At 38.9% G+C, this 20632-nt stretch carries 16 protein-coding genes and 1 other RNA gene; 5 read left to right on the forward strand and 12 right to left on the reverse strand.

Annotation, left to right across the window (positions count from 1 at the left end):
• Positions 1-134 precede the first annotated feature (134 nt).
• Together I6F54_RS18480 and I6F54_RS18485 are read left to right on the forward strand one after the other, a co-directional pair.
• On the forward strand, positions 135-1442 hold the full coding sequence (locus tag I6F54_RS18480) for a hypothetical protein (RefSeq protein WP_197142599.1): 1308 nt from the start codon (positions 135-137) through the stop codon (positions 1440-1442).
• Positions 1439-1753, forward strand: a complete 315-nt coding sequence (locus tag I6F54_RS18485) for a hypothetical protein (RefSeq protein WP_197142601.1) — start codon at positions 1439-1441, stop codon at positions 1751-1753. Before I6F54_RS18480 ends, I6F54_RS18485 begins: the two co-directional genes overlap by 4 nt.
• A 27-nt stretch (positions 1754-1780) precedes the next feature.
• On the opposite strand, the gene I6F54_RS18490 is transcribed toward I6F54_RS18485, so the two are convergent.
• Positions 1781-2095 carry a helix-turn-helix domain-containing protein gene (locus I6F54_RS18490; RefSeq protein WP_197142603.1) on the reverse strand — a complete coding sequence of 105 codons (315 nt, stop codon included), beginning with the start codon at positions 2093-2095 and terminating at the stop codon, positions 1781-1783.
• A 141-nt stretch (positions 2096-2236) separates the two neighbouring features.
• Here I6F54_RS18490 and I6F54_RS18495 point away from each other — a divergent pair, with 141 nt between their 5' ends.
• On the forward strand, positions 2237-3826 hold the full coding sequence (locus tag I6F54_RS18495) for a hypothetical protein (RefSeq protein ID WP_197142605.1): 1590 nt from the start codon (positions 2237-2239) through the stop codon (positions 3824-3826).
• A gap of 1 nt (position 3827) precedes the next feature.
• Here the strand turns inward: I6F54_RS18495 and I6F54_RS18500 are convergent, their stop codons facing one another.
• From I6F54_RS18500 to I6F54_RS18525, 6 genes are all read right to left on the reverse strand, one after another.
• Positions 3828-5168: a KAP family P-loop NTPase fold protein gene (locus tag I6F54_RS18500; protein ID WP_197142607.1), complete on the reverse strand. Its 1341-nt coding sequence runs from the start codon at positions 5166-5168 to the stop codon at positions 3828-3830.
• Positions 5169-5236: 68 nt separating this feature from the next.
• A complete protein-coding gene (locus tag I6F54_RS18505; protein WP_197142609.1) occupies positions 5237-6238 on the reverse strand; it encodes a TniB family NTP-binding protein in 1002 nt (333 codons plus the stop codon).
• 2 nt (positions 6239-6240) lie between these two features.
• Positions 6241-8064 carry a Mu transposase C-terminal domain-containing protein gene (locus I6F54_RS18510; protein ID WP_197142611.1) on the reverse strand — a complete coding sequence of 608 codons (1824 nt, stop codon included), beginning with the start codon at positions 8062-8064 and terminating at the stop codon, positions 6241-6243.
• Positions 8057-8686 carry a TnsA endonuclease N-terminal domain-containing protein gene (locus I6F54_RS18515; protein ID WP_197142613.1) on the reverse strand — a complete coding sequence of 210 codons (630 nt, stop codon included), beginning with the start codon at positions 8684-8686 and terminating at the stop codon, positions 8057-8059. The genes I6F54_RS18510 and I6F54_RS18515 overlap by 8 nt, the downstream gene beginning before the upstream one ends.
• Positions 8687-8819: 133 nt before the next feature.
• Positions 8820-8916, reverse strand: an RNA gene (gene ffs, locus I6F54_RS18520) — signal recognition particle sRNA small type.
• Between the two features lie 139 nt (positions 8917-9055).
• Positions 9056-9931 carry a DUF3014 domain-containing protein gene (locus I6F54_RS18525; RefSeq protein ID WP_101164364.1) on the reverse strand — a complete coding sequence of 292 codons (876 nt, stop codon included), beginning with the start codon at positions 9929-9931 and terminating at the stop codon, positions 9056-9058.
• A 239-nt stretch (positions 9932-10170) separates the two neighbouring features.
• Between I6F54_RS18525 and I6F54_RS18530 the strand changes: the two genes are divergently transcribed.
• Positions 10171-11316, forward strand: a complete 1146-nt coding sequence (locus I6F54_RS18530) for a patatin-like phospholipase family protein (protein WP_165728544.1) — start codon at positions 10171-10173, stop codon at positions 11314-11316.
• A 15-nt stretch (positions 11317-11331) separates the two neighbouring features.
• Here the strand turns inward: I6F54_RS18530 and I6F54_RS18535 are convergent, their stop codons facing one another.
• Positions 11332-13305, reverse strand: a complete 1974-nt coding sequence (locus I6F54_RS18535) for a monovalent cation:proton antiporter-2 (CPA2) family protein (protein ID WP_197142615.1) — start codon at positions 13303-13305, stop codon at positions 11332-11334.
• Between the two features lie 132 nt (positions 13306-13437).
• Between I6F54_RS18535 and I6F54_RS18540 the strand changes: the two genes are divergently transcribed.
• Entirely contained in the window at positions 13438-14334 is an 897-nt protein-coding gene (locus I6F54_RS18540; protein WP_197142617.1) for a GGDEF domain-containing protein, read from the forward strand.
• A gap of 73 nt (positions 14335-14407) precedes the next feature.
• On the opposite strand, the gene I6F54_RS18545 is transcribed toward I6F54_RS18540, so the two are convergent.
• From I6F54_RS18545 to dnaE, 4 genes are all read right to left on the reverse strand, one after another.
• A complete protein-coding gene (locus tag I6F54_RS18545; protein WP_197142619.1) occupies positions 14408-14749 on the reverse strand; it encodes a hypothetical protein in 342 nt (113 codons plus the stop codon).
• Entirely contained in the window at positions 14750-16084 is a 1335-nt protein-coding gene (tilS, locus tag I6F54_RS18550) for a tRNA lysidine(34) synthetase TilS (protein WP_197142627.1), read from the reverse strand.
• Positions 16085-16167: 83 nt separating this feature from the next.
• Positions 16168-17124, reverse strand: coding sequence for an acetyl-CoA carboxylase carboxyl transferase subunit alpha (gene accA / locus I6F54_RS18555; RefSeq protein WP_007581016.1), 957 nt, complete (start codon positions 17122-17124; stop codon positions 16168-16170).
• A 16-nt stretch (positions 17125-17140) separates the two neighbouring features.
• Entirely contained in the window at positions 17141-20632 is a 3492-nt protein-coding gene (gene dnaE / locus I6F54_RS18560) for a DNA polymerase III subunit alpha (RefSeq protein ID WP_197142629.1), read from the reverse strand.

The following is a 20632-nucleotide window of genomic DNA, read 5'->3' on the forward strand; positions in this document are numbered from 1 at the left end:
GCCGGTTTAGCGCCAAATGAATCTGAGGTTAGATATCAAGATTCTAAAACTGTGGCCAAATTTTATTGACCACTACAATTCTGGTCTTATCAATTGATAATGTATTTAGGGCAAAGAACATTCGAAGAAATGAATTGAGCGATATAACACCAGCTGAAGTGGCTTCCAACATGAGAGCTTTTATGCATATGATTAATTCTGAGGGTAGCTTGAACCTAGACTTAGACTTAGACAATCAAGGTAAAGACATAAATTTGGCTGATAATAATACAAAATACGGTTTTATAGCTTATAAAGGATTAGTTCCTCAATCTGGATTAACTATTAACAATTTATGCCAAAATCTAACATATTTAAAGCCAAATGTGGCCCCAGAAATCATCTATAGTTTCGATGCAGATAATAAATTCGATAGTTCATCATACAACGTTCTTTTCATTCCTTGGCCTCTTAAAGTGGAAGATGAATCATTTAAAATATCTAGTATTCGTCCAATTGAAACAAACCGTTTTTTTGATTTCTTTGACTACGAGCCTAATGAACCTATTTTTAATGAGGTCATGAGGATGGTACGTTCAGCCATTATTTCTACAATAAAAAGACTTGGCTCTATTGATTTAATAGTATTCCCTGAATGCGCTTTTTCTACCAAAACATTTAATAAACTAAAAGAGAAAATTTATGAACACTTTGGGGAAGATGCTCCGTCGATTCTTAGTGGCGTTTATGGTAAAGACGAAGATGGAGGTATAAATACAGCCTCTTTGGCATTTACTGGAATTGGTGATGGGTATGATACGATAAATCAAAAAAAACATCACAGGTGGTATTTAGATAGAGATCAAATTAGAGCGTACAACCTTGCGGCTCGATTAGACCCAGGGAAAAAATGGTGGGAAAATATTGACATCTCGAGGAGAAAATTAGCTGTTCTTACGACTCCTGATGGAATAAAATTGTGTCCATTGGTTTGTGAAGATTTAGCCAGACAAGAGCCTGTGGCACAAGCAGTTAGAGCCATTGGGCCAAATTTTGTAGTTAGTTTACTTTTAGATGGGCCGCAGCTAAAAGCTCGGTGGCCGGGTAAGTATGCAACGGTGCTATCAGATGACCCAGGCTCATCTGTACTGACGGTTACGCCTCTTGGCATGACATTAAAGTCAACAGGATTAGGAGATCCTCCTAGTCGTGTAGTAGCTTTGTGGAGTGAGCAAGGTAAGTCAGCTGAAGAAATCTCTATCGGAGAAGATGGGATCGGAATTGCTCTGGAATTAAAAGTAGAAAAAACGACTAACTGGTCACTTTTTGGAACTAAGCAAGAAAAAATCATTCTAAAGAAAATGTTTCATTCAACTATAATTGATCAATATAAAGATTCAAATAGTAATAATCTAAGAACCGTTCTTGAAAAGCTATTAAAAGATGGGGGTTACAACATATGAACTTGTCACTGAAAGAGAAACAACAATTACGCTCAGTTATTGAGCTGATAGTACAAAACCCAGATCTAGCTAAAAAACTATTTATAGATATAGAAACAATAAATGCATCCAAAAAATTAGGTGCTTTAGAAGAGATAGCTCCGCTGATAAGACTAGTCTACAATTATGAAAGCTCTATAACAAAACCGAATTACATTCATTCAATTAAAAATATTACAAATAGCTTAACTAATCATGATGTCAAAAAACTTGTACTTTCAACACTTAATGCTCAAGAAATAAGTTCAAGAAATTTGAGTGCGCACCTGTAAAATTTGGAAAGAGGAAGATTCAAAATATTATCTTCCTCTTTCAATTACTGCTCCTAAATGCTGTAATATTTCATTTCGTTTAGTCGCATCTACTTTGCTCAGAGCACAAATTAGCTCAGCTAGATCATCTTCTTCACAATAAAAATAAGCTACTGGCACACCTAGCTCTTTAGCGATGCGTTTCATGGTTAAAAAATCAGGGGCATGTTTGCCTTTTTCGTATTGGTTCATGCGAGCACTAGCCGTATTTGGCTCCATTCCTAATGCCATACCAAGCTGTTGCTGAGTAAGGCCAGCTGCTTTTCTTGCAGATTTTAGGCGTGAAGGTGTTGGAGTTTCCATGTGAACCTTAGCTATAAAAAACATCTTGCTAAGATTCTCTTAGTATCTAACCCATAAGTGTACTAAGGATATTTTAGTTTTTAAATATACACTTAATTAGTAATGTCTTAAACTATACATTTATGAGTTAAAAGGGATTTTATGCTTGTTTTTGCTAGCGATGCTTCGGGTAAGATTGTTTCAATAAATAATGTCAAAAATGGTAAAGCATGTAATTGCTTTTGTATCGCATGTAATGACCCTTTAGTCGCACGCAATGGCGGCAAAATAAAAGCTCACTCATTTGCTCATACGACTAAAGAAGAGTCTAGAACATGCTTAATGACCGCTTTGCATCGGTACGCTCAAGAATATTTTTTAACGGCTAAAACAATAAACCTTCCAGAAATTACTATTTATCATCGAGGTTACAGTAAAACTGAACCTAGTAGAAAAGCTTTAATTAACTCTGCAAAACTTGAATATAGCATTCATAACAAATACATCGCCGATGTGAAGTTAGAAACTGATGTCGGTGATTTATTAGTTGAAATTAAGGTAACATCGCCTTGCTCAGCAGAGAAAATTAACTTTTATCGTGAAGAAAAGCTCGCTTCCTTAGAGTATGATTTATCAGTTTATATTGATTCGGATTATGCTGATGTAAATTGTGCTCTTAAGCATAATGATGATACGTCTAATTGGTTATTTGGTTGGTGTGAGGATCAATTAAGAGAAGAGATTAATCAAAAAGTTGAACTCAACCAAATAGAAATGAATAAAAAAATTCGACAACAAATTGAAGAGTCAAGAAAACAAGCTCTACGTAAATTTGATAACTTAAAAAAGCGACAACGATTAAAAATACCCAGCCACAACATTGGATTTAACCATAATATCAATGGTAAAAATTACGATTTATCTGCCCAAGTAGTAAAAAGTAAAAGTATACATTTTAAAGAAGTTTTACTTGAAGCAGAGCATGAACATTTTTTACTATTGAAATGCGTAGCTCTTAATAACTCTAATCAAGAACGAGTGTTAAATGTTGCCCTTTTATTTCAACACGATACCCCCGATATCCTCAAAAAAGACTCAGGCCAAATCATCGTAGGTCGAATAAAAAAATCAAAACGATTTAAGTTCGAATGGCTTAACTTTACACCACCAGACTCAGCTTTAGAAAGAGCCAAATTTATAGCAATTGCTGAAAAAGAAGAACAACTAAAAAAATATAAGTTTATAGATCATGTAACAAACTATGCTGAAGTTTATACATTAGAACAAGATAGATATTTTTCAAATGATTACCCAAAATGGAAAATTTGGCTTGCTTCACAAAGCGATATGGCTTCAAACGAAAATTTTAATGTTAAAAACCCTAAGTATCCAGCTTTATTAAAAAAAAATAACACACACCCTCAACTTTGGATGTTTGATCGCTGGTATATATTAATATTTAGTAAGTTAGCAGAGTTTATTGATAGCTACCCAATCAATACCCCCATAGATACAAAATACATATTTGAGCTACTAAAAAATGAATTTCCACTTTCCTATAATTACAACCTCTTTGTCGAGCAAGCAGAGAAAATGAATGTTTCATATAAATTAGAGCACTTGCTGAAACCTGAAAGCATTATAAATACTTGCTTATCTTTTTTTGAGGAGACACTTGCTGTTGAAAAAATCTCTGGTGTTTTTTTTAGAAATTACAACTTGAGATTGCAAATGTCCCCTGCAATCAAATAAATTAAGTACCGGAAGGTTGCAGCCCTAATACTTCGAATGTATTTTTAAGCTCTAAAATGGCGTAGCCAGGGTCTATGCCCCAATTAAAAAAGCCGTCATTTATTGTTTTGTCCCAACTATCCTGATCTTCTTTAGGAATAAATTCAGCGGTATTAACATCACAATCTTTAGCTAAAACGACCATTAGAACTTCATGAACCGAAGGTCTATTATGACCTTCAGGATATGGGTTAACTTTCTTTATTCCTAAGATATTAGCAATCTCTTTAGCATCATACTTAGAGTTACTTATTTCATTGGCTAAATCGGGCTTGAAACAATAAATGATAACTGCCAATGTTTTTAATAGTGTATACCCTAAATAGCCACTTCTTGGAAATGCATTTTTGTCTGTTAAAACTTGTAAAACCTCTAAATACCTAACAAGCGTTTCGACTTCTCGTAAGGACAACTCTAAATTAATAATTATAGATTCAATAAATTTTTTTGATACAGAGGAGTAAGTATCACTTCGTATATTCTGATTCCTTTGTATCAATTGCTCAAATAGAGACATTGAAGCAAAAATAGGTTCAAACCTATTTGGCATTGTTTTATTGCTAAGTTTAATAGTAAATTTTAAAAATTTATCTAAATATCTTTGAGAGTCAACATCAACACCATAGCAATGATTTATTGATGCTCTCAATTGTTGGGAGTTAGTAATCAATACAAATTGAACATTGTCGATATCAAATACGTGTTTAATAAGCTCTAGAACATCTACGGCAAAGCTAGGCTTACACCTATCTAGCTCATCAACAAAAAACACTATAGCTTTTTCTTCTGCTACTTTGGATATCGCATCTTTAAGGGAAGTTAGATTTTTTTCAGCTTGTACCTGATCTCTTATAATTGACTCAACTGTAGCATCAATGGCTTTATCCGCGGCTTTTTGAATATCTTTGTCATAGTCATCGGCGACACTAGCAAAATCTTGCCTAAGAATATGTCCAACAAAAGCTTTTCCTCCTGTTTTAAGTCCAAACTTTGTAGCTGGTATAATCTTTTTAATAAAGCCTGGCTGCTCTTTTTCTGGCAGTAACTTAATTATCTCTGATAGAAGCGTGACAAGTGGTTCACCTACATGATCAGCTTTAAATGCATCTACATAGATTAAATGGTGAGTATCCTTTAATTTGAATAAATTAATTGTTTTTTGACAAAATTCAGATTTCCCCGTTCCCCAACTGCCATCAAGCATCATAGGAGATATATCCAAAGATGAACTCAAAAGTTTAATCATGTTTTCTGCTACAGGCTTACGATGAAACTCATCACGACTTTCAAATGTGTTGTTCATATTTTCCCTAATAATTTAATTTTTTAATATTCGAATAATAGTAATCTAGATTCATGACTCCGTATAACCTATTTCCTCAACAACTGACTTATCGGCATCCGTTCGGTAAACTTAGTTGCTATAAATGGGTCTTCGTCTTGGGCGCTTTCAGGTTTGTATAGTGAATAGCGCTCAACTTCGCTTGCTGTAATTTCTGTAACCGGCAAGGTAAATAGGTTTGGTACATCAGGAAATAATACTTCAAATGCTTTAACCAAGTGTGTAGTCGTAAGGGTTTTCGCGTTGTCTACTAAAGCGTAGAGTACGGCATCATCTAAAAAATATTTGAGCGTTCTAAAGCAGCCTTTTGATAGTGAGAACAAAGCAAATACTGTTGCTTGCTCACTTAGATTTGGCTTTTCGGTGAATGGCATACGGTTGGCTAGGCCAATTATTAACTGCACAAAATGCTTTGGATTTTCTGACAATTTAAAATAAGGCAGCTGCCGCCTTACTAATAAACGCGATGACCACTGCGGTTCGTCTGCTATTTTTGCTGCCCACGGCATTCCTACCAATACAATTGATACACCCGCTTCGTCGTTAATATATTTTAATCGGTTGGCAATCTCGCGGCGCTTTTTACCTTGGTTGTGCTCAATTAGCTCTTGAAACTCATCAATAATTATAAGCTCTGTACCACATGTTTTTAGGCATTTTATTAATGATGTCGTTAACCGAGTGCCGTTTACTCGTAGCTTGCGCTCTGTACTACCTACTTGTCCTAAGTCTTTAAGAAGCTCAGCTAAAGTAGATTCTAGTGTCGGATTGCTAGGTATGCGGCTTACTAATACAGGATGGTTCATAACACCATTAATAAATTGCGGTAAGTGACGTTCTTTATATTGCTTGATCAGTGCTGTTTTACCTGTGCCTGTATCGCCATTTAAAAGCATGCAGGGCTTTTCGCCCGCTAACCCTTTACCAAGTCTTAATCTGTCGAAGTCGTTAAATACCGTGCTTATTATTGGGTATTCAATAAATACATCACGAAACTCATTAAGCTTTTCTTTTTGTTTATCGGTCAGCATAATTAAAATCCATCTAGATCTGAGATAAAGTCATCCCAACTATCAGCTGGTTGCTCTTTAGGTGTAGCCTTTTTAACCTCTACGTGTTTGCTCTGCGTGATTGATTTTTGTGAGTCACTATTTACATTTTGATGCTTAGCTAACGCTTTACCCCCTTTTACCTTTGAGTTTTTTGGCGCACTTTTTAACTCTTCAAACTCGCTTTGAATTTTATTATGAATAAACATGCGCGCTTTTGCTAAGCCTACATTATCGATAGAGCCCGAAATAAAATCGCGATGAATACGTATATTTATTTTATGCTGATTCAAACTTAAATTTTGGGTGTAACCGTTTGGATCTATGCATGGCACTTTTATGTAATGCTCTAGCTTATCGAGGTACACATATATATAAGAAATATCATCGGGGTTTAATTTAATTAAAACTTCTTGAGATACTTTATGGCTAAATTGCTTTCTATAATTGGCCAGTTCAGTACTGTCGTAGCTTAAGTTTTCTAGCCGTATTCCGCCTTTACGAAGCACCCGATGATTTGAAATACTGAGCACAACATCTAGCTGTTGAAGAGCATCATTACTCAGCACTATTGGTGGTAACGTATTAAAGCCTTGATCCCATAATTGGCTTGGTATGTACTTAAATCGGCTGTCAGCATCTTGATGGTAAACGTCTACTACCCATTTATGAAATAACTGCATAAAGGTCGTAAAGCGCATGATTGCATCTTTTTTGGGATTGTATTCATGCTTTTGTAAAATGTTAGAAAAGGTTTTACCAGGAACAGGATCTAATAATTCAGTATTAATTGTGCCGAACATACGTTCTACAAACGGTTTTAACCACGGCTTTGCAACAGGGTTATATTGAGTATTAATGCCTATTTCTTCACAAGCAAGTTCAAGGCTGTTACTCCAAAATTCAGCGCCATTATCAACAACGAGAGTTTCAATTTTGCCAGCACACTTCCACTCATTAATCGTATCAGGGTATAGTTTTGCTACTTCACTTTTAGGTTTCATCGCATTTAGCATTGCTCGCCTTACTGCATCGTAGCTAGGCTCACTGAAGCTAAAGTAATAGCCAACAATACAATGGCTATACACATCGACTAACATGGTGAGTGTTGGCCGTCCAAGTGGAATATGCAGCTCATCATCTAATAAAATAAGATCAAGCGGTGTATGGTCAATTTCAACTTTTTCGAGTACACGTGTAGGCCGTGTATGCCCTTCTACTTTATTAAAAGCAATATCAGCAAGGCGCTTACCATAACGAGCAATCATTACTTCGTATTGCGGTAAGTTATCTATTCTGTTTTTAAACGCTTTGTATGTTAAAGGCTTTAAAACACTGCCCACAACACTGTCGTTTTCAATGATAACTAAGTCTTTATAGAACTTGTAAGCCGAAGCCACTGATGGCTTTTCTTTTACTAAGTAACGCTCAAGTGCTTTTTCAAAAAACTTATCGGTTGCTGTATCGTGCTCCCTGTTACCTTTTTTTTGGTGGCTTGGTATTAGCGCCATGATATTTCTGTCTGCATTGGTATAAGCGCTATACCATCGTGCAGCTGTTCTCCAGCTAGGCTTTTTCTCTCCCTCAACTTCAGGCATTACTTTCAGTAAAGGCTCAAGATTTTTTTGTGTCCAACCGCCTTGAGTATTAGCCTCAAGCCATTGAATATATTTAAGCTTAGCAAACGTGGTTATTTTTATTTTTTCAGGAAGGGCTTGTAAATCTTTGACGTAATTTTGAGGTAGTTTGGTTTCTACTTTTGGTAATGGCTGGTTAAATTCATCTTCAAACAAACCGTCATTAAACATTGTTAGACCAAATTGCTGTTTCTATTGATATTTCATTTGTATTTAAGTCGGCAAATAACTGCCCTAATGATAATAAGCGTAGCACAGTAGCAAGTAGCTCACCGGCAGCTACTTTTAAAAAGTTAACTAACTGCCCCACTTTAATAGAGCCGTATTGCTTAACAAGTTCTAACACCGATGCTTGCAGCTCTGTTAAAGACTGAAAACCAGAGTAGCGATGTAAAAGCTTTAAGTTATTGAGTGTTGGGTATACACGGATTTGTTTATCTGTAACCAGTATTAAATCACGTCCATCTTGTTTTGCTATGGCTTGCTTTTCAATAAAACGTGCACGAAAGTCTTCGTCGGCAATTTTGCTTTGTGGTTTTACTTCGATAAATTTTTGCGTGCCGTCTGTGTGGGTAAGTAAAAAGTCAGGTGTGTAACGGCAAGTACGGTTATCAAACTCATATTCGTAACCTAGTGGTTGTGCTTCAAATGCGGCTATTGATGTTGAAAATTCAAAATGGAAACACGCATCAAACTCTAAAGAGGATTCAACTAAACAGGTAGATTTATTTTTTTGACTAGCAAATTTATGGAGGTTTTTTACACGGGAGTGTTTTAGTTTTCTTCTGTACATGTGAGTCAGCCATCTAACCATTTGGTTAAATACTAGACTATGCCACCTTACACTTCCAATTTATGTCATCTTTTAGTACAAATATGTCAACTTATACTTCAAACAACACCCAAATGAGGAATTTGGGTGGCAGTCTTACCAGCCACATCTCGGCACACACGTCACAAACTGTGGCTGCTCCCTTCCGGGCCTGACCAGGTTCGCCTGCTAGTGTTGCGAGAGGACCAATAAGACTACCATTGAGGGCCTTGGTTGGCGCGGGAGGGATTATCTCTACTTTTGCTCTGTTATTCAAGGGATAATCTAAAAAGAAAGTGCGATTGCATACTTCATATACAATCGCGGCGTATTTAGCTATTTTAGTGCGTATTAATTGTTCTCTAACTGCGCTTTTATATTACGTAATGCTGCTTTTACTTTTTTCATGTTTTCTGGACCCATACGTAAAAGCTGCTTTTGTGCATCTGGTAATTGCTCCCACTCCGAAAACGCATACTGGTAAGTTACTGAATCACGAAGTAACGGCAAGTCACCTTCAGGCTCTGGCGTATCAAGTAATAAATCGATTGCATCGGTTAGCGTTTGATTAAATTCGTCATCGCCGTAACCAATTTCACTGTATGCATTATTAATAAGTGGCTTGTACTCTTCGTACATGCGAACGGCTTGCGCTGCACTCATACTGGTAAATATTTTCACATACGGTGTATAACGCTCGTAGCTGTTAGGGTTAATCGTTAAGATATCACCTTCATTCACGCTAAATTTTTCTTCTGGCTGTACAACAGGCATGTGTTTTTTAGCTATTTTTCCTTTTGCTAAGTTATCTACATATACCACACCACGACGAATAACATCGTCGGTCACCATTAAGCTCATTACTGAGTCGCTTAGGTACTCGTCCATTTTAGCAACAACAACTGCATCACTTTCGTTAAGCGTTGGTAGTGGCTCTACTTCTGGCACAGGCTCACTTGGACTTTGTGCTGGTACTTCAAGCTCTGCTGGCTTTTCTGGATTTACAGACGGCGCATCTACCACGGGGTCGTTCTCGGGTTTAAGCTCCATCATAGGTTGTTCTTTAACTGTGGGCTCTACCTCAGTGCGTGTTGCTTGCTCGTCACTGGGTGTTAGCAATACGAAGGCGGCCGCACATGCTACGACTATTAAAATAATAACGGCGAAAAGAATATTGTTATTAGGTGGACGTTTTTGAACATCTGATGCTTCTGGTTTATCTGACATACGAACTCCATAAAAATTAAAATGCGATATCACTTAGAGTACGCTAAGTGGATTAAATTCATTCTTACACAAATACTATTACATTTTATAATACGGCAATTATAACAAAGTAAGTTAAGTACTAAATTGGGTGATTAAACAATGTAATAAGTATTAGGGCAGTTATCCTTTGATTCTTCTAGCTTAAAGACTTACAGTTAATAAATAAAGTAAAGACGTAGAACAGTTTAACCACCAATATGAAAATCAAGCAAGTTGATCCACAAAAACCTAAAATTGCCTTATTACTCACAGGTGGTGGCGCACGTGCTGCTTATCAAGTGGGTGTCCTTAAAGCGCTAGCTCATAGTATGCCTCGTACTGCTCCATTGCCATTTAGAGTAATAAATGGCACCTCTGCTGGGGCTATTAACTCAGCTGCGTTAGCATGTTACGCCTCCTGTGCGCATTTGGCTGTACGAAAGCTTGAATCAGTTTGGAAAAACTTTTCAACCTCTATGGTCTATAAAAGTGATTTTTTAAGCGTATTTGGTCATATTGCGCGTAATATTTTAACGAGCTTTCAGTCAGAACATATTAACCATCCACCAGCGAGTTTGCTAAATAATCGCCCTCTACGTGGTTTGCTCAATGAGATTTTAGACTTACACCGGATAGAGCGTAACTTACACCGAAATTATTTAGATGCGCTTTCAATTACGGCTTCTAGTTATACCACGGGCGACTCTGTTGCGTTTTTTCAATCAAATACACAAACACCATGGCAACGCGCTAAACGCGAAGGCCAAGCTACGCGTATTAACGTTGAGCATTTAATGGCATCAAGTGCGATTCCTATGGTGTTTCCAAGCGTAAATATTTATAACCATTACTTTGGTGATGGCTCAATACATCAGTTATCGCCTCTCAGCCCATCCATTCATTTAGGGGCTGAAAAAATATTTATTATTGGGGTCGACCAGCCTAAAGAGCTTCACCCACCGGGTTACTCCCCTCATTATCCTGGCTTATCGGCTGTTGCGGGACATTTACTCGATAGCGTATTTACCGACACAATGCAGTCGGATTTGGAGCGTTTGGAACGTGTAAATCGCACTTTAGGACTATTACCTGCACGCGATAAACACCAAGAGCTAAAACAAATAGATACCTTTGTTATTAACCCTTCGCAAAACTTTAATGCTATTGCTGCGCAGTATTACGACGATATGCCGTGGGCGATTAAAGTATTGCTGCGTACAATCGGTGTTAAAAAACATTCGCAATCGAGTTTAACCAGTTACCTATTGTTTGAAAAACGCTACACCCAGCATCTAATGCAAATTGGCTATGAAGATGGCATGGCGCAGTTACCTAAAATGCGTGAGTTTTTAGAGTTAGATTAAGCCCAAACAGGCACGTTATTCTATTCCGTCGAGCAGGTAGTGCTCTACCCGCTCTACTCGCCTTGGTTTACCTTGTAGTACTAAAACGTCGTTAGCTAACAAGGTTGTTTGCGCTGATGGCGTGTCTATTTCGGCTCCTTCTCTGCGCAGTGCTTTTACGAGTACTCGACGTTTTTCTAAATTTAGATCTTCAATTGTTTTATTAACCGCATAAGCTTTGCTTGGCAGCGCAACTACATGTAAGTATTCTAATCGTTCAGTTGAGGCATCTTCGCTATCTTTAAAATACCCTGCATAAAAGCTTTGCATTAATGGATAACGGTTTCGACGCTCTTTACTTACTCTACGCACAATACGCGTCATCGGTACGCCCGACATAGACAACACATGCGACACGAGCATTAAGCTCGCCTCTAACGACTCTGGCACTACTTCGGTTACGCCTAGCCCTTTTAAATAATCTAACTGGCTATCGTCACGGGTACGAATGAGTATTTTAACGTTGGGCGCTATTTGTTTTATGGCATCAATAACAACTTGTGCGTGATCAAGCTCTGTAAAAGTAATAATAACCAAGCGAGCTCGCTCTACTCCTGCGCATTTTAAAATATCTTTTTGTTTAACATAGCCAAATATAACAGGCTCACCCGCCGCTTTGCCTTCTTGTACTAAAATTGGGTTACTTTCAATGGCAACGTAGTCTATTGCTTCGGGCTTTAAAAAACGCGCTATAGTTTGCCCAACTCGCGAAAAACCACAAATAACAACATGGTCGCTATAAAGTGTACTACTTTGTGGCTCACTCTCCAGCGCTAAACTAGGGAGATCGAGTATACCCAAACGCTTTAAAATAAATGGCGTTTTATCAATCAAAAATGGTGTAAATGCCATTGATAACACACCAAGGGCAATTAAAAATGAAACTTGCTCTGAGTTTAATAACTGATGCTGGCCAGCAAGTGCGATAAGTACAAAACCAAACTCCCCCATTTGCCACAGCATAATGCCACAGGCGAGCGAGTCTTGGTTTCGCTCATGCATTAGCCGCGCACTAAGTGCGACTACTGTAATTTTTAATACGAGTAACCCAAGCAATGCGCCAATAATTATTACTATATGCGCCAGTACAAATAAAATATCCAACTGCATACCCACAGTTACAAAAAACAGCCCCATTAAAATATCGCGAAATGGACGTATATCGGCCTCTAACTGATGCCTGTAATTGCTCTCACCTAACATCATTCCCGCTAAAAAAGCGCCCAATGCCATAGACAAGCCAAACATATACGTTAAAAAGCCCGCAAATAAGGCGACTAATATAGTGGTAAGCACAAACAACTCATCGGTTCGTACTTGCGCTATTTCTTTAAACACAATGGGCAATACCCATTTACCAATTGCCCAAAGAAGCACGCATACAAATGCGCCCTTACTTAGGGCAAACGCTAAAGCCCAGCCAATACTTTGAGAGTCGCTTGATGCAAATAAAGGAAGTATTATTAATAGAGGAACAACAGCAATATCTTGAAAAAGCAGTACACCAACGGCCAATTGCCCACGGCGCTGATTAAGCTCACCCGTTTCTTTTAATAGCTTAACCACTACAGCCGTAGAAGAAAGCGCCATAATTGTACCAATGGTAAAACTGGTGAGCAGGGAAAAGTCTAAACAATATAAAATAATAATGAAGAGTAAGCTGGTTATACCTACTTGTAACGAGCCCAGCCCAAATACTAGGCTTCGCATTGCCATTAGCCGCGAAATAGAAAATTCTAACCCCAAACTAAATAACAAAAACACAATCCCAAGCTCTGCTACAAACTCTATTTCATGAGATTGCGCTAGCCAACCAATACCATGACTACCGGCTAAAACCCCCGTTGCTAGGTACGCCAAAATAGGCGGCAAGCCAATGCGTTTAAAAAACCACACAAAAAGAACTGCTGCCACTAGCAAGCCAAAAATTTGAACGTTAATACTCTGCAAATTCGGCCTCACGCGTCAATTAAACCAAGGGATTTATTTTAAATATAACAACCATCTTTTTTTCATGCAATTTTAAATGTGGCACAAAAATCGCTTAGGTATTGCAAAGTAATACCCACGGGGGAGAATTTAATGGAAAACGTCCATATTTTGACGCAGCGTGTGTCTGGTCGCGGTGATTTTTTGCCGTTTTCGGCTGAACACTCACCAACCAATGAGATAACAGAAGCGCATAAACTCGTCGCAGAGCTACAAACTAGCTTAGTGATTGAGGATGTTTTAGCTATATACGCAAAATTTACAAAACAATTGTTAAATTTCTCTGGTTTACAGTTTCAGTCAACACTGGGAACTACACAAACATCACAGAGTGATACAAATAGTACACCCTATATTTTTGATTTGGCGATTGGTAAAGAACACTTAGGGCAACTAATTTATTTTAGTAAATTCCCGCTTGGTCAAGCCATTGAGAAAAAGCTACATACTTTGCATACTGCGCTGGTTTATCCACTTCGTAATGCGATGATGTATAGCCGAGTATTAAAGCTTGCCACAAAGGATGCATTAACTGGCTTAAATAATCGCAGTCAATTTAATGACTTTTTACTTCAAAAGCTTGAAAACTGTCGTCGTTACCAACGTCCATTCAGTTTAATGCTGCTTGATTTAGATAACTTTAAACAAGTTAACGACAACTTCGGCCATAAAATTGGTGACGATACACTTAAAGAGTTTTCAAAAGTACTGTGTAGCAGCATACGCGGCACTGATTCGGTATTTAGATTTGGTGGTGATGAGTTTGCTTTACTTATTGAAGACCCTGAGTTTACAACGAATAAAGTGATTGCTGAGCGGATAATGTGCCTAGTAAGAAAGTCACCCCTAATGTCTAAATACAAAGTAACAACCAGCATTGGCTTTACTTTAGCTAGCAGCAAAGATTGCGAAACAGAAATATTTGCTCGCGCCGATAAAGGTTTATACAAAGCAAAAGCATCTGGCAGAAACTGCGCAAAAGCCTACTAACATTTGCTCACACTAATTGAATGAAAAAGCCTAGCTTCCCCCGCTAGGCTTCTTTATTGCTAAAACTCCAATACTAAGGTTTTGCACTCACTAATTTATAAATAAACAACGCAGCACAAAAACCAAAAAAGAATCCGCTAATTAAATTAAGTAATGCGGTAATAGTAGCAAGCGGTGTAAATAACACTAAAACCAATGGTAAACTCACGCCTAAAATAAAAAATAGCCCGCCTTTACCTAACCAGTAGGCAAGTAGTAATGCCGCCGAAATCACACCACCAGCAACTGCATAACCTAAAGTAATAATATTAAGCTCTAGTAAAACATTAGCGATAATAGCTATAACGGCCGTTATCAGCATACCCATTGGCGCTTTAGTCACTAACGACAAACCAACATGTGGCTGTTTACTCATTTATTTACACTCCCAAAAAATACCATTTTCATCAACGTGCTTAGCACTTATAAAATAGCCAACTACCTGCACTAATTCATCATTATAAAAAATAAGCGGTACACTGGCGCGTAACCAAGGTGCTATTTTTGCATCTTTAAACCAATGCTTAACTGTATTACTACCGGGCTTTTTAAGTGGTTTTATACGCGCGCTATTACAATTAAAGCGCACTGTTACTTGCTCATTAGCGTTTGGAGGTCTCACTCCGCAGCCATTGCATTTAATTAGTAATCGCCCGTCTGCAAGTTTTAACTCTGAATGATTAAGCTCAGTATAATTAAGCTCAGTATAATTAAGATCAGCATCTGTTAATTCTGCACTTGGTGTCACAAAGTACAAATAACCTTGATGGCGGCGTATTTGCCCATCAGTTAAATCAATTAGCATTTGTGCGTCGCTTTTTGCACTTATTGCTTGATTAATAATTTGCTCAAGCTGCTTTTGCGATGGCATCACTTGTGTAAATAATGCAAGCCAAGCACGCACTATATTTGCAATACGCGCTGCGCTGTATTCACTTACTTGATTAATACACAGTGCTTGATATTCGTTAATACAGGTATTTAAATCGAGCTGTGTGTATTCATCAAGTAGTGTTTGCTGTTGCTGTAGTAGCTCAATACTTCGTGCTGTACATTGTTCAAACCCATTAAAGCGCTCAGCTAACACCGGTACTATTTTTGAGCGTAAAAAGTTACGATCAAAGCTTTCATCTGTATTAGAGTCATCGGTTATGTGGCGAATGCTAAACTGCGCTGCAAACGCTTCTATATCGCTGCGCATTACACTTAACAATGGCCTAAAACATATACGCCCACTTTGCAGCAAGCGCTCTTTATACATAGAACCAAGCCCTTTTAAACCTGAGCCACGCTTTAAGCGCAATAAAAACGTTTCTACTTGGTCGCTTAAGTGTTGGCCCAGTAAAATAATGCTGCCTTGTGGGCTTAGTTCATCAAGTGCTTTATAACGGGCGTCGCGTGCTTGGGCTTCAAGACTTGTGCGCGACTGCGGCTCAATAACAACTTTCGCAGTTTCAAAAGGCACATTAAGCTCAATGCATACGTTTTTGCAAAAGTGTTGCCAGTCATCAGCATACTGGCTCAAGCCATGGTGGACATAAATAGCCGATACATTAATTGCAGGGTTATCTACTTTTAAAGTGCGCATTAAATGCAACAACACCACAGAATCAACGCCACCAGAAAGCGCCACTGTAAAAGCGGTGTTACCTTGCTCAATATAGCTATTTAATGATTTTTTTAATTGCTGATAAATTGCTGATGTATGCATATGGGCGCACTTTTATATAAAAACTCTGAACATTTTAAAGCAAAAAAGCCGCATAAGCGGCTTTTTTTTAACATTTAATGTGTTTAGCAATAACCAAACGACATTAAACGTTTGTAACGTTGATCAAGCATTTCTTCAAGCGTAAGCGCTTGTAGGTCTGCTAAGTCACGTTTAAGGCGAACTTTTAAGTTACGTGCCATAGCATCGTAATTGCGGTGCGCGCCACCTAGAGGTTCATCAATTAAGTTACTGATTAAATCTAGTTCTTTAACTCGCTCTGCGGTTACACCCATTGCTTCTGCTGCAAGTGGTGCTTTGTCGGCGCTTTTCCAAAGAATAGACGCACAACCTTCAGGCGAAATTACAGAGTAAGTGCTGTATTGCAACATGTTAACTCTGTCGCCAACACCAATCGCTAATGCACCACCTGAACCGCCTTCACCAATAACCGTACATATTGTCGGCACTTTAAGTGTCGCCATTACTTTTAAGTTACGCGCGATTGCTTCAGATTGACCACGTTCTTCAGCGCCAACACCTGGGTATGCACCCGGCGTGTCGATAAAAGTCATGATTGGCATTTTAAAACGCTCAGCCATTTCCATTAAGCGTAATGCTTTACGGTAACCTTCTGGCTTTGGCATACCAAAGTTGCGTTTAATTTTTTCAGCAGTGTCACGGCCTTTTTGTTGGCCAATAACCATTACTGGTTCGCCATCTAAACGCGCAACGCCTCCTAAAATAGCCGGATCGTTAGCAAAAGTACGATCGCCAGCAAACTCGTCAAATTCCGTGAAAATGCGCTCGATATAATCTCGAGTGTAAGGACGCAACGGATGACGTGCTAACTGTGATACTTGCCAAGCGCCTAAATTAGAAAAAATCTCCTGTTTTTGTTTGGCACTTTTTTCTTTTAATTTGCTGACTTCCTCTTCTAACTCAAGGTCTAATTCGCCAGCGCGGCTTATATTTTGTAATTCTTCAATTTTTGCTTCTAATTCTGCAATTGGAAGCTCAAAATCAAGATAATTGAGGCTCATGCTCTAAACTACCTAATCAGTTAAATTCTAGTTCTACATCTTGCGCAGCCATTAGTGATAACTTATGAATTAAGTCGTCACTTGGCGTAACACACCATTCGATCCCAAGAGTTAATTGCGCCAACGCATCTGGACGTTGGTAATAAACCTTGATCGGACACGTTCCCATTTTATAGGGTTCGAGTACTTTTTGTAATTTATCGAAGAAACCAGCCTCGACTTGCACCATGTTCAGCGTCATTTTAATCGCTTTAATACGCTTTTCACGCGCTTGAGCAATGGTGTTTATTTCTCTGGCGGTCATTGTAATACCACCGGAGAAGTTATCAAAGCTGACCTGTCCAGATATTACCAAGATATTGTTAACTTGGAGCATATCTTGGTACTTTTCAAACTCGTCTGAATACAAGCGTACATCAATCCGTGCACTCTTGTCATCTAAAGTTACTAAGGCCCAACGATTTCCTTTTTTATTAATTAATACCCTAGAAGCAATCACCAAACCTGCGGCTGTTGCAAATACATCGCGGTTCGTTGGCTGTAAATCAACTATTTTCCCGCTGGTATAATGCCTAAGCTCACGGCGGTACTGATTTATCGGATGCCCAGTTAAATAAAGGCCTAGGGTTTCTTTTTCACCATCTAACCATTCGTTATCAGTTAGGCCTGTGCCTTTAATAAAGGCTTGTTCAACTTCGTCAGGCTCAGTGGCTAATAAACCAAACAAATCACTTTGCCCTAATAGCTCAGCTTTATTGTGTTGGTCGGCCGCACGCATTGCACTTTTTAAACTAGCTAGTAATGTAGCACGGCCAGATTGCGTTTTTTCTGGCCCTAAATTATCGAGTGCACCTGAATAAATTAATTTTTCAGTGACGCGTTTATTTAAGCGTTTTAAATCAACTCGGGCACAAAAATCAAATAAATCTTTAAATGGGCCCCCTTTTGCACGCGCTTCTAATATTGCATCAACCGGTGCTTCACCTACGCCTTTTATCGCGCCAATGCCGTAAACAATCTCGCCTTGCAAGTTTACTGTAAACTTAAACTCACCTGCATTCACATCTGGCGGCAATAAGGTGAGCTTCATGTTTTCACATTCATCCACCAAAATAACGATTTTGTCGGTGTTATCCATATCAGCCGACATTACCGCAGCCATAAACTCTGCAGGATGATGCGTTTTCATCCACAGCGTTTGATACGAAACAAGTGCATACGCCGCCGAGTGAGATTTATTAAAGCCGTAACCTGCGAACTTTTCTACCAAGTCGAAGATTTTTATTGCGAGTTCGCCGTCAATGCCGTTATTTCTTGCGCCATCTTCAAACGTTGAACGCTGCTTTGCCATTTCTTCGGGTTTTTTCTTACCCATTGCACGGCGAAGCATGTCGGCGCCGCCTAGCGTGTAACCTGCTAGCACTTGCGCAATTTGCATTACTTGTTCTTGATACAAGATAATGCCGTAAGTTGGCTCGAGTATTGGTTTTAAGCTTTCGTGCTGATACTGCGCATCTGGGTATGAGATTTCTTCTCGGCCCAATTTTCGGTCGATAAAGTTATCTACCATGCCTGATTGCAGCGGACCCGGGCGAAACAAGGCCACCAATGCAATCATATCTTCAAAACAATCGGGTTTTAAACGGCGTACTAAGTCTTTCATACCGCGCGATTCTAGCTGGAATACAGCAGTCGTTTCAGCGCGAAGTAGCAACTCAATACTTTTTTTATCATTCAGTGGGATGGTATTTATATCAACGAGGTCTTTACCTTGGCGCTCCATGCGCACGTTGGTCATTTCGACCGCCCACTGCAATATAGTCAGTGTACGTAAACCCAAGAAATCGAACTTAACTAAGCCTGCAGTTTCTACGTCGTTTTTATCAAACTGTGTGACCGGAAACTTACCTTCGTCATCGCAATAAAGTGCAGCAAAGTCGGTAATAGTGGTTGGCGATATTACTACGCCACCCGCATGTTTACCGGCGTTACGTGTACACCCTTCTAGAATGCGACACATATCGATTAAATCTTTTACTTCGTTATCGCCATCGTAGGCTTCTTGCAAGCGCGGTTCTATATCAAACGCTTTAGCAAGTGTCATCCCAGGATCGCCTGGAATCATTTTTGAAATACGATCAACAAACCCGTAAGGGTGCCCAAGCACTCGCCCTACATCGCGTATTACCGCTTTTGCAGCCATGGTACCAAAGGTAATAATTTGCGATACGGCATTTCGCCCATACAAAGCCGACACGTGATCAATTACTTCGTCTCGTCTATCCATACAGAAATCGACGTCGAAATCGGGCATTGACACACGTTCTGGATTCAAAAATCGCTCAAAAAGCAAGTCGAATTCAAGTGGATCCAAATCGGTAATTTTAAGGGCGTATGCAACTAACGAACCTGCACCTGAACCACGACCAGGCCCAACCGGAATATTGTTATCTTTACTCCACTGAATAAACTCCATTACGATTAAGAAGTAACCTGGGAATCCCATTTGGTTAATTACGCCAAGCTCTATATCAAGTCGCTCATCGTATTCAACACGTTTTACTTTTCGCTCTTCTTCGTCGGGGAATAAAAACTGCAGTCGCTCTTCAAGACCATCTTCTGACACTTTAACTAAAAACTCATCAATCTTGAGTGAGCCAGTTGGGTAATCAGGTAAAAAGTAAGTCCCTAGCTGAACCGTTACATTACAACGTTTAGCTATTTCTACTGTGTTTTGTAGGGCTTCTGGAATGTCGCTAAACAGCTCAGCCATTTGCTCTGATGTTTTTAGGTATTGTTCTTCAGAGAATCGTTTAGGCCTGCGTTTATCGTCAAGCGTGTAACCATCAAAAATAGCAACGCGAATTTCGTGCGCTTCAAAGTTTTCAGGCTTTAAAAACACTACTTCGTTGGTCGCTACAACAGGTAACTGCTCTTTTGTAGCAAGCTCTACCGCCATGTGTAAGTAGTCTTCTTCAAGCGGTCGGTTAGTGCGAACAAGCTCAAGGTAATAGTTATCGCTGAAATGCTGCTTATAAAAGCTAACTACCGACTCAATAACACTTGGATTATTTTTTAGTAACGCCTTACCTAAGTCACCATCTTTAGCGCCAGAGAGAATAATTAAGCCCGTTTTATGCTCCACCAGCCATTCTCGGTCAATCACTGGGCGATGAAACACATGCCCACGTTGATACGCTTTAGATATTAATAAGGTAATGTTTTTATAGCCGTCGTTGTCTTTGGCTAATATAGTTAAGCGGCTTGGCTCGTCAGGAAATTCTGGGCTACGAACCCAAAAGTCAGCACCCACAATAGGCTTAATACCGGCGTTATGTGTTGCGCCATAAAAACGCACTAAGCCACAAAAGTTCATTTGATCGGTAATCGCAATAGCGGGCATTTGCAGCTCTTGCGCTTTAGCAACTATTGGCTTTGTTTTAGCAAGGCCGTCAACCATCGAAAAATCTGAATGAACTCTTAAATGAACAAAATCAGGAGCAGCCAT

The sequence above is a fragment of the Pseudoalteromonas sp. SWXJZ10B genome (assembly GCF_015864475.1).
GTDB classification, from domain to species: Bacteria; Pseudomonadota; Gammaproteobacteria; order Enterobacterales; family Alteromonadaceae; genus Pseudoalteromonas; species Pseudoalteromonas arctica.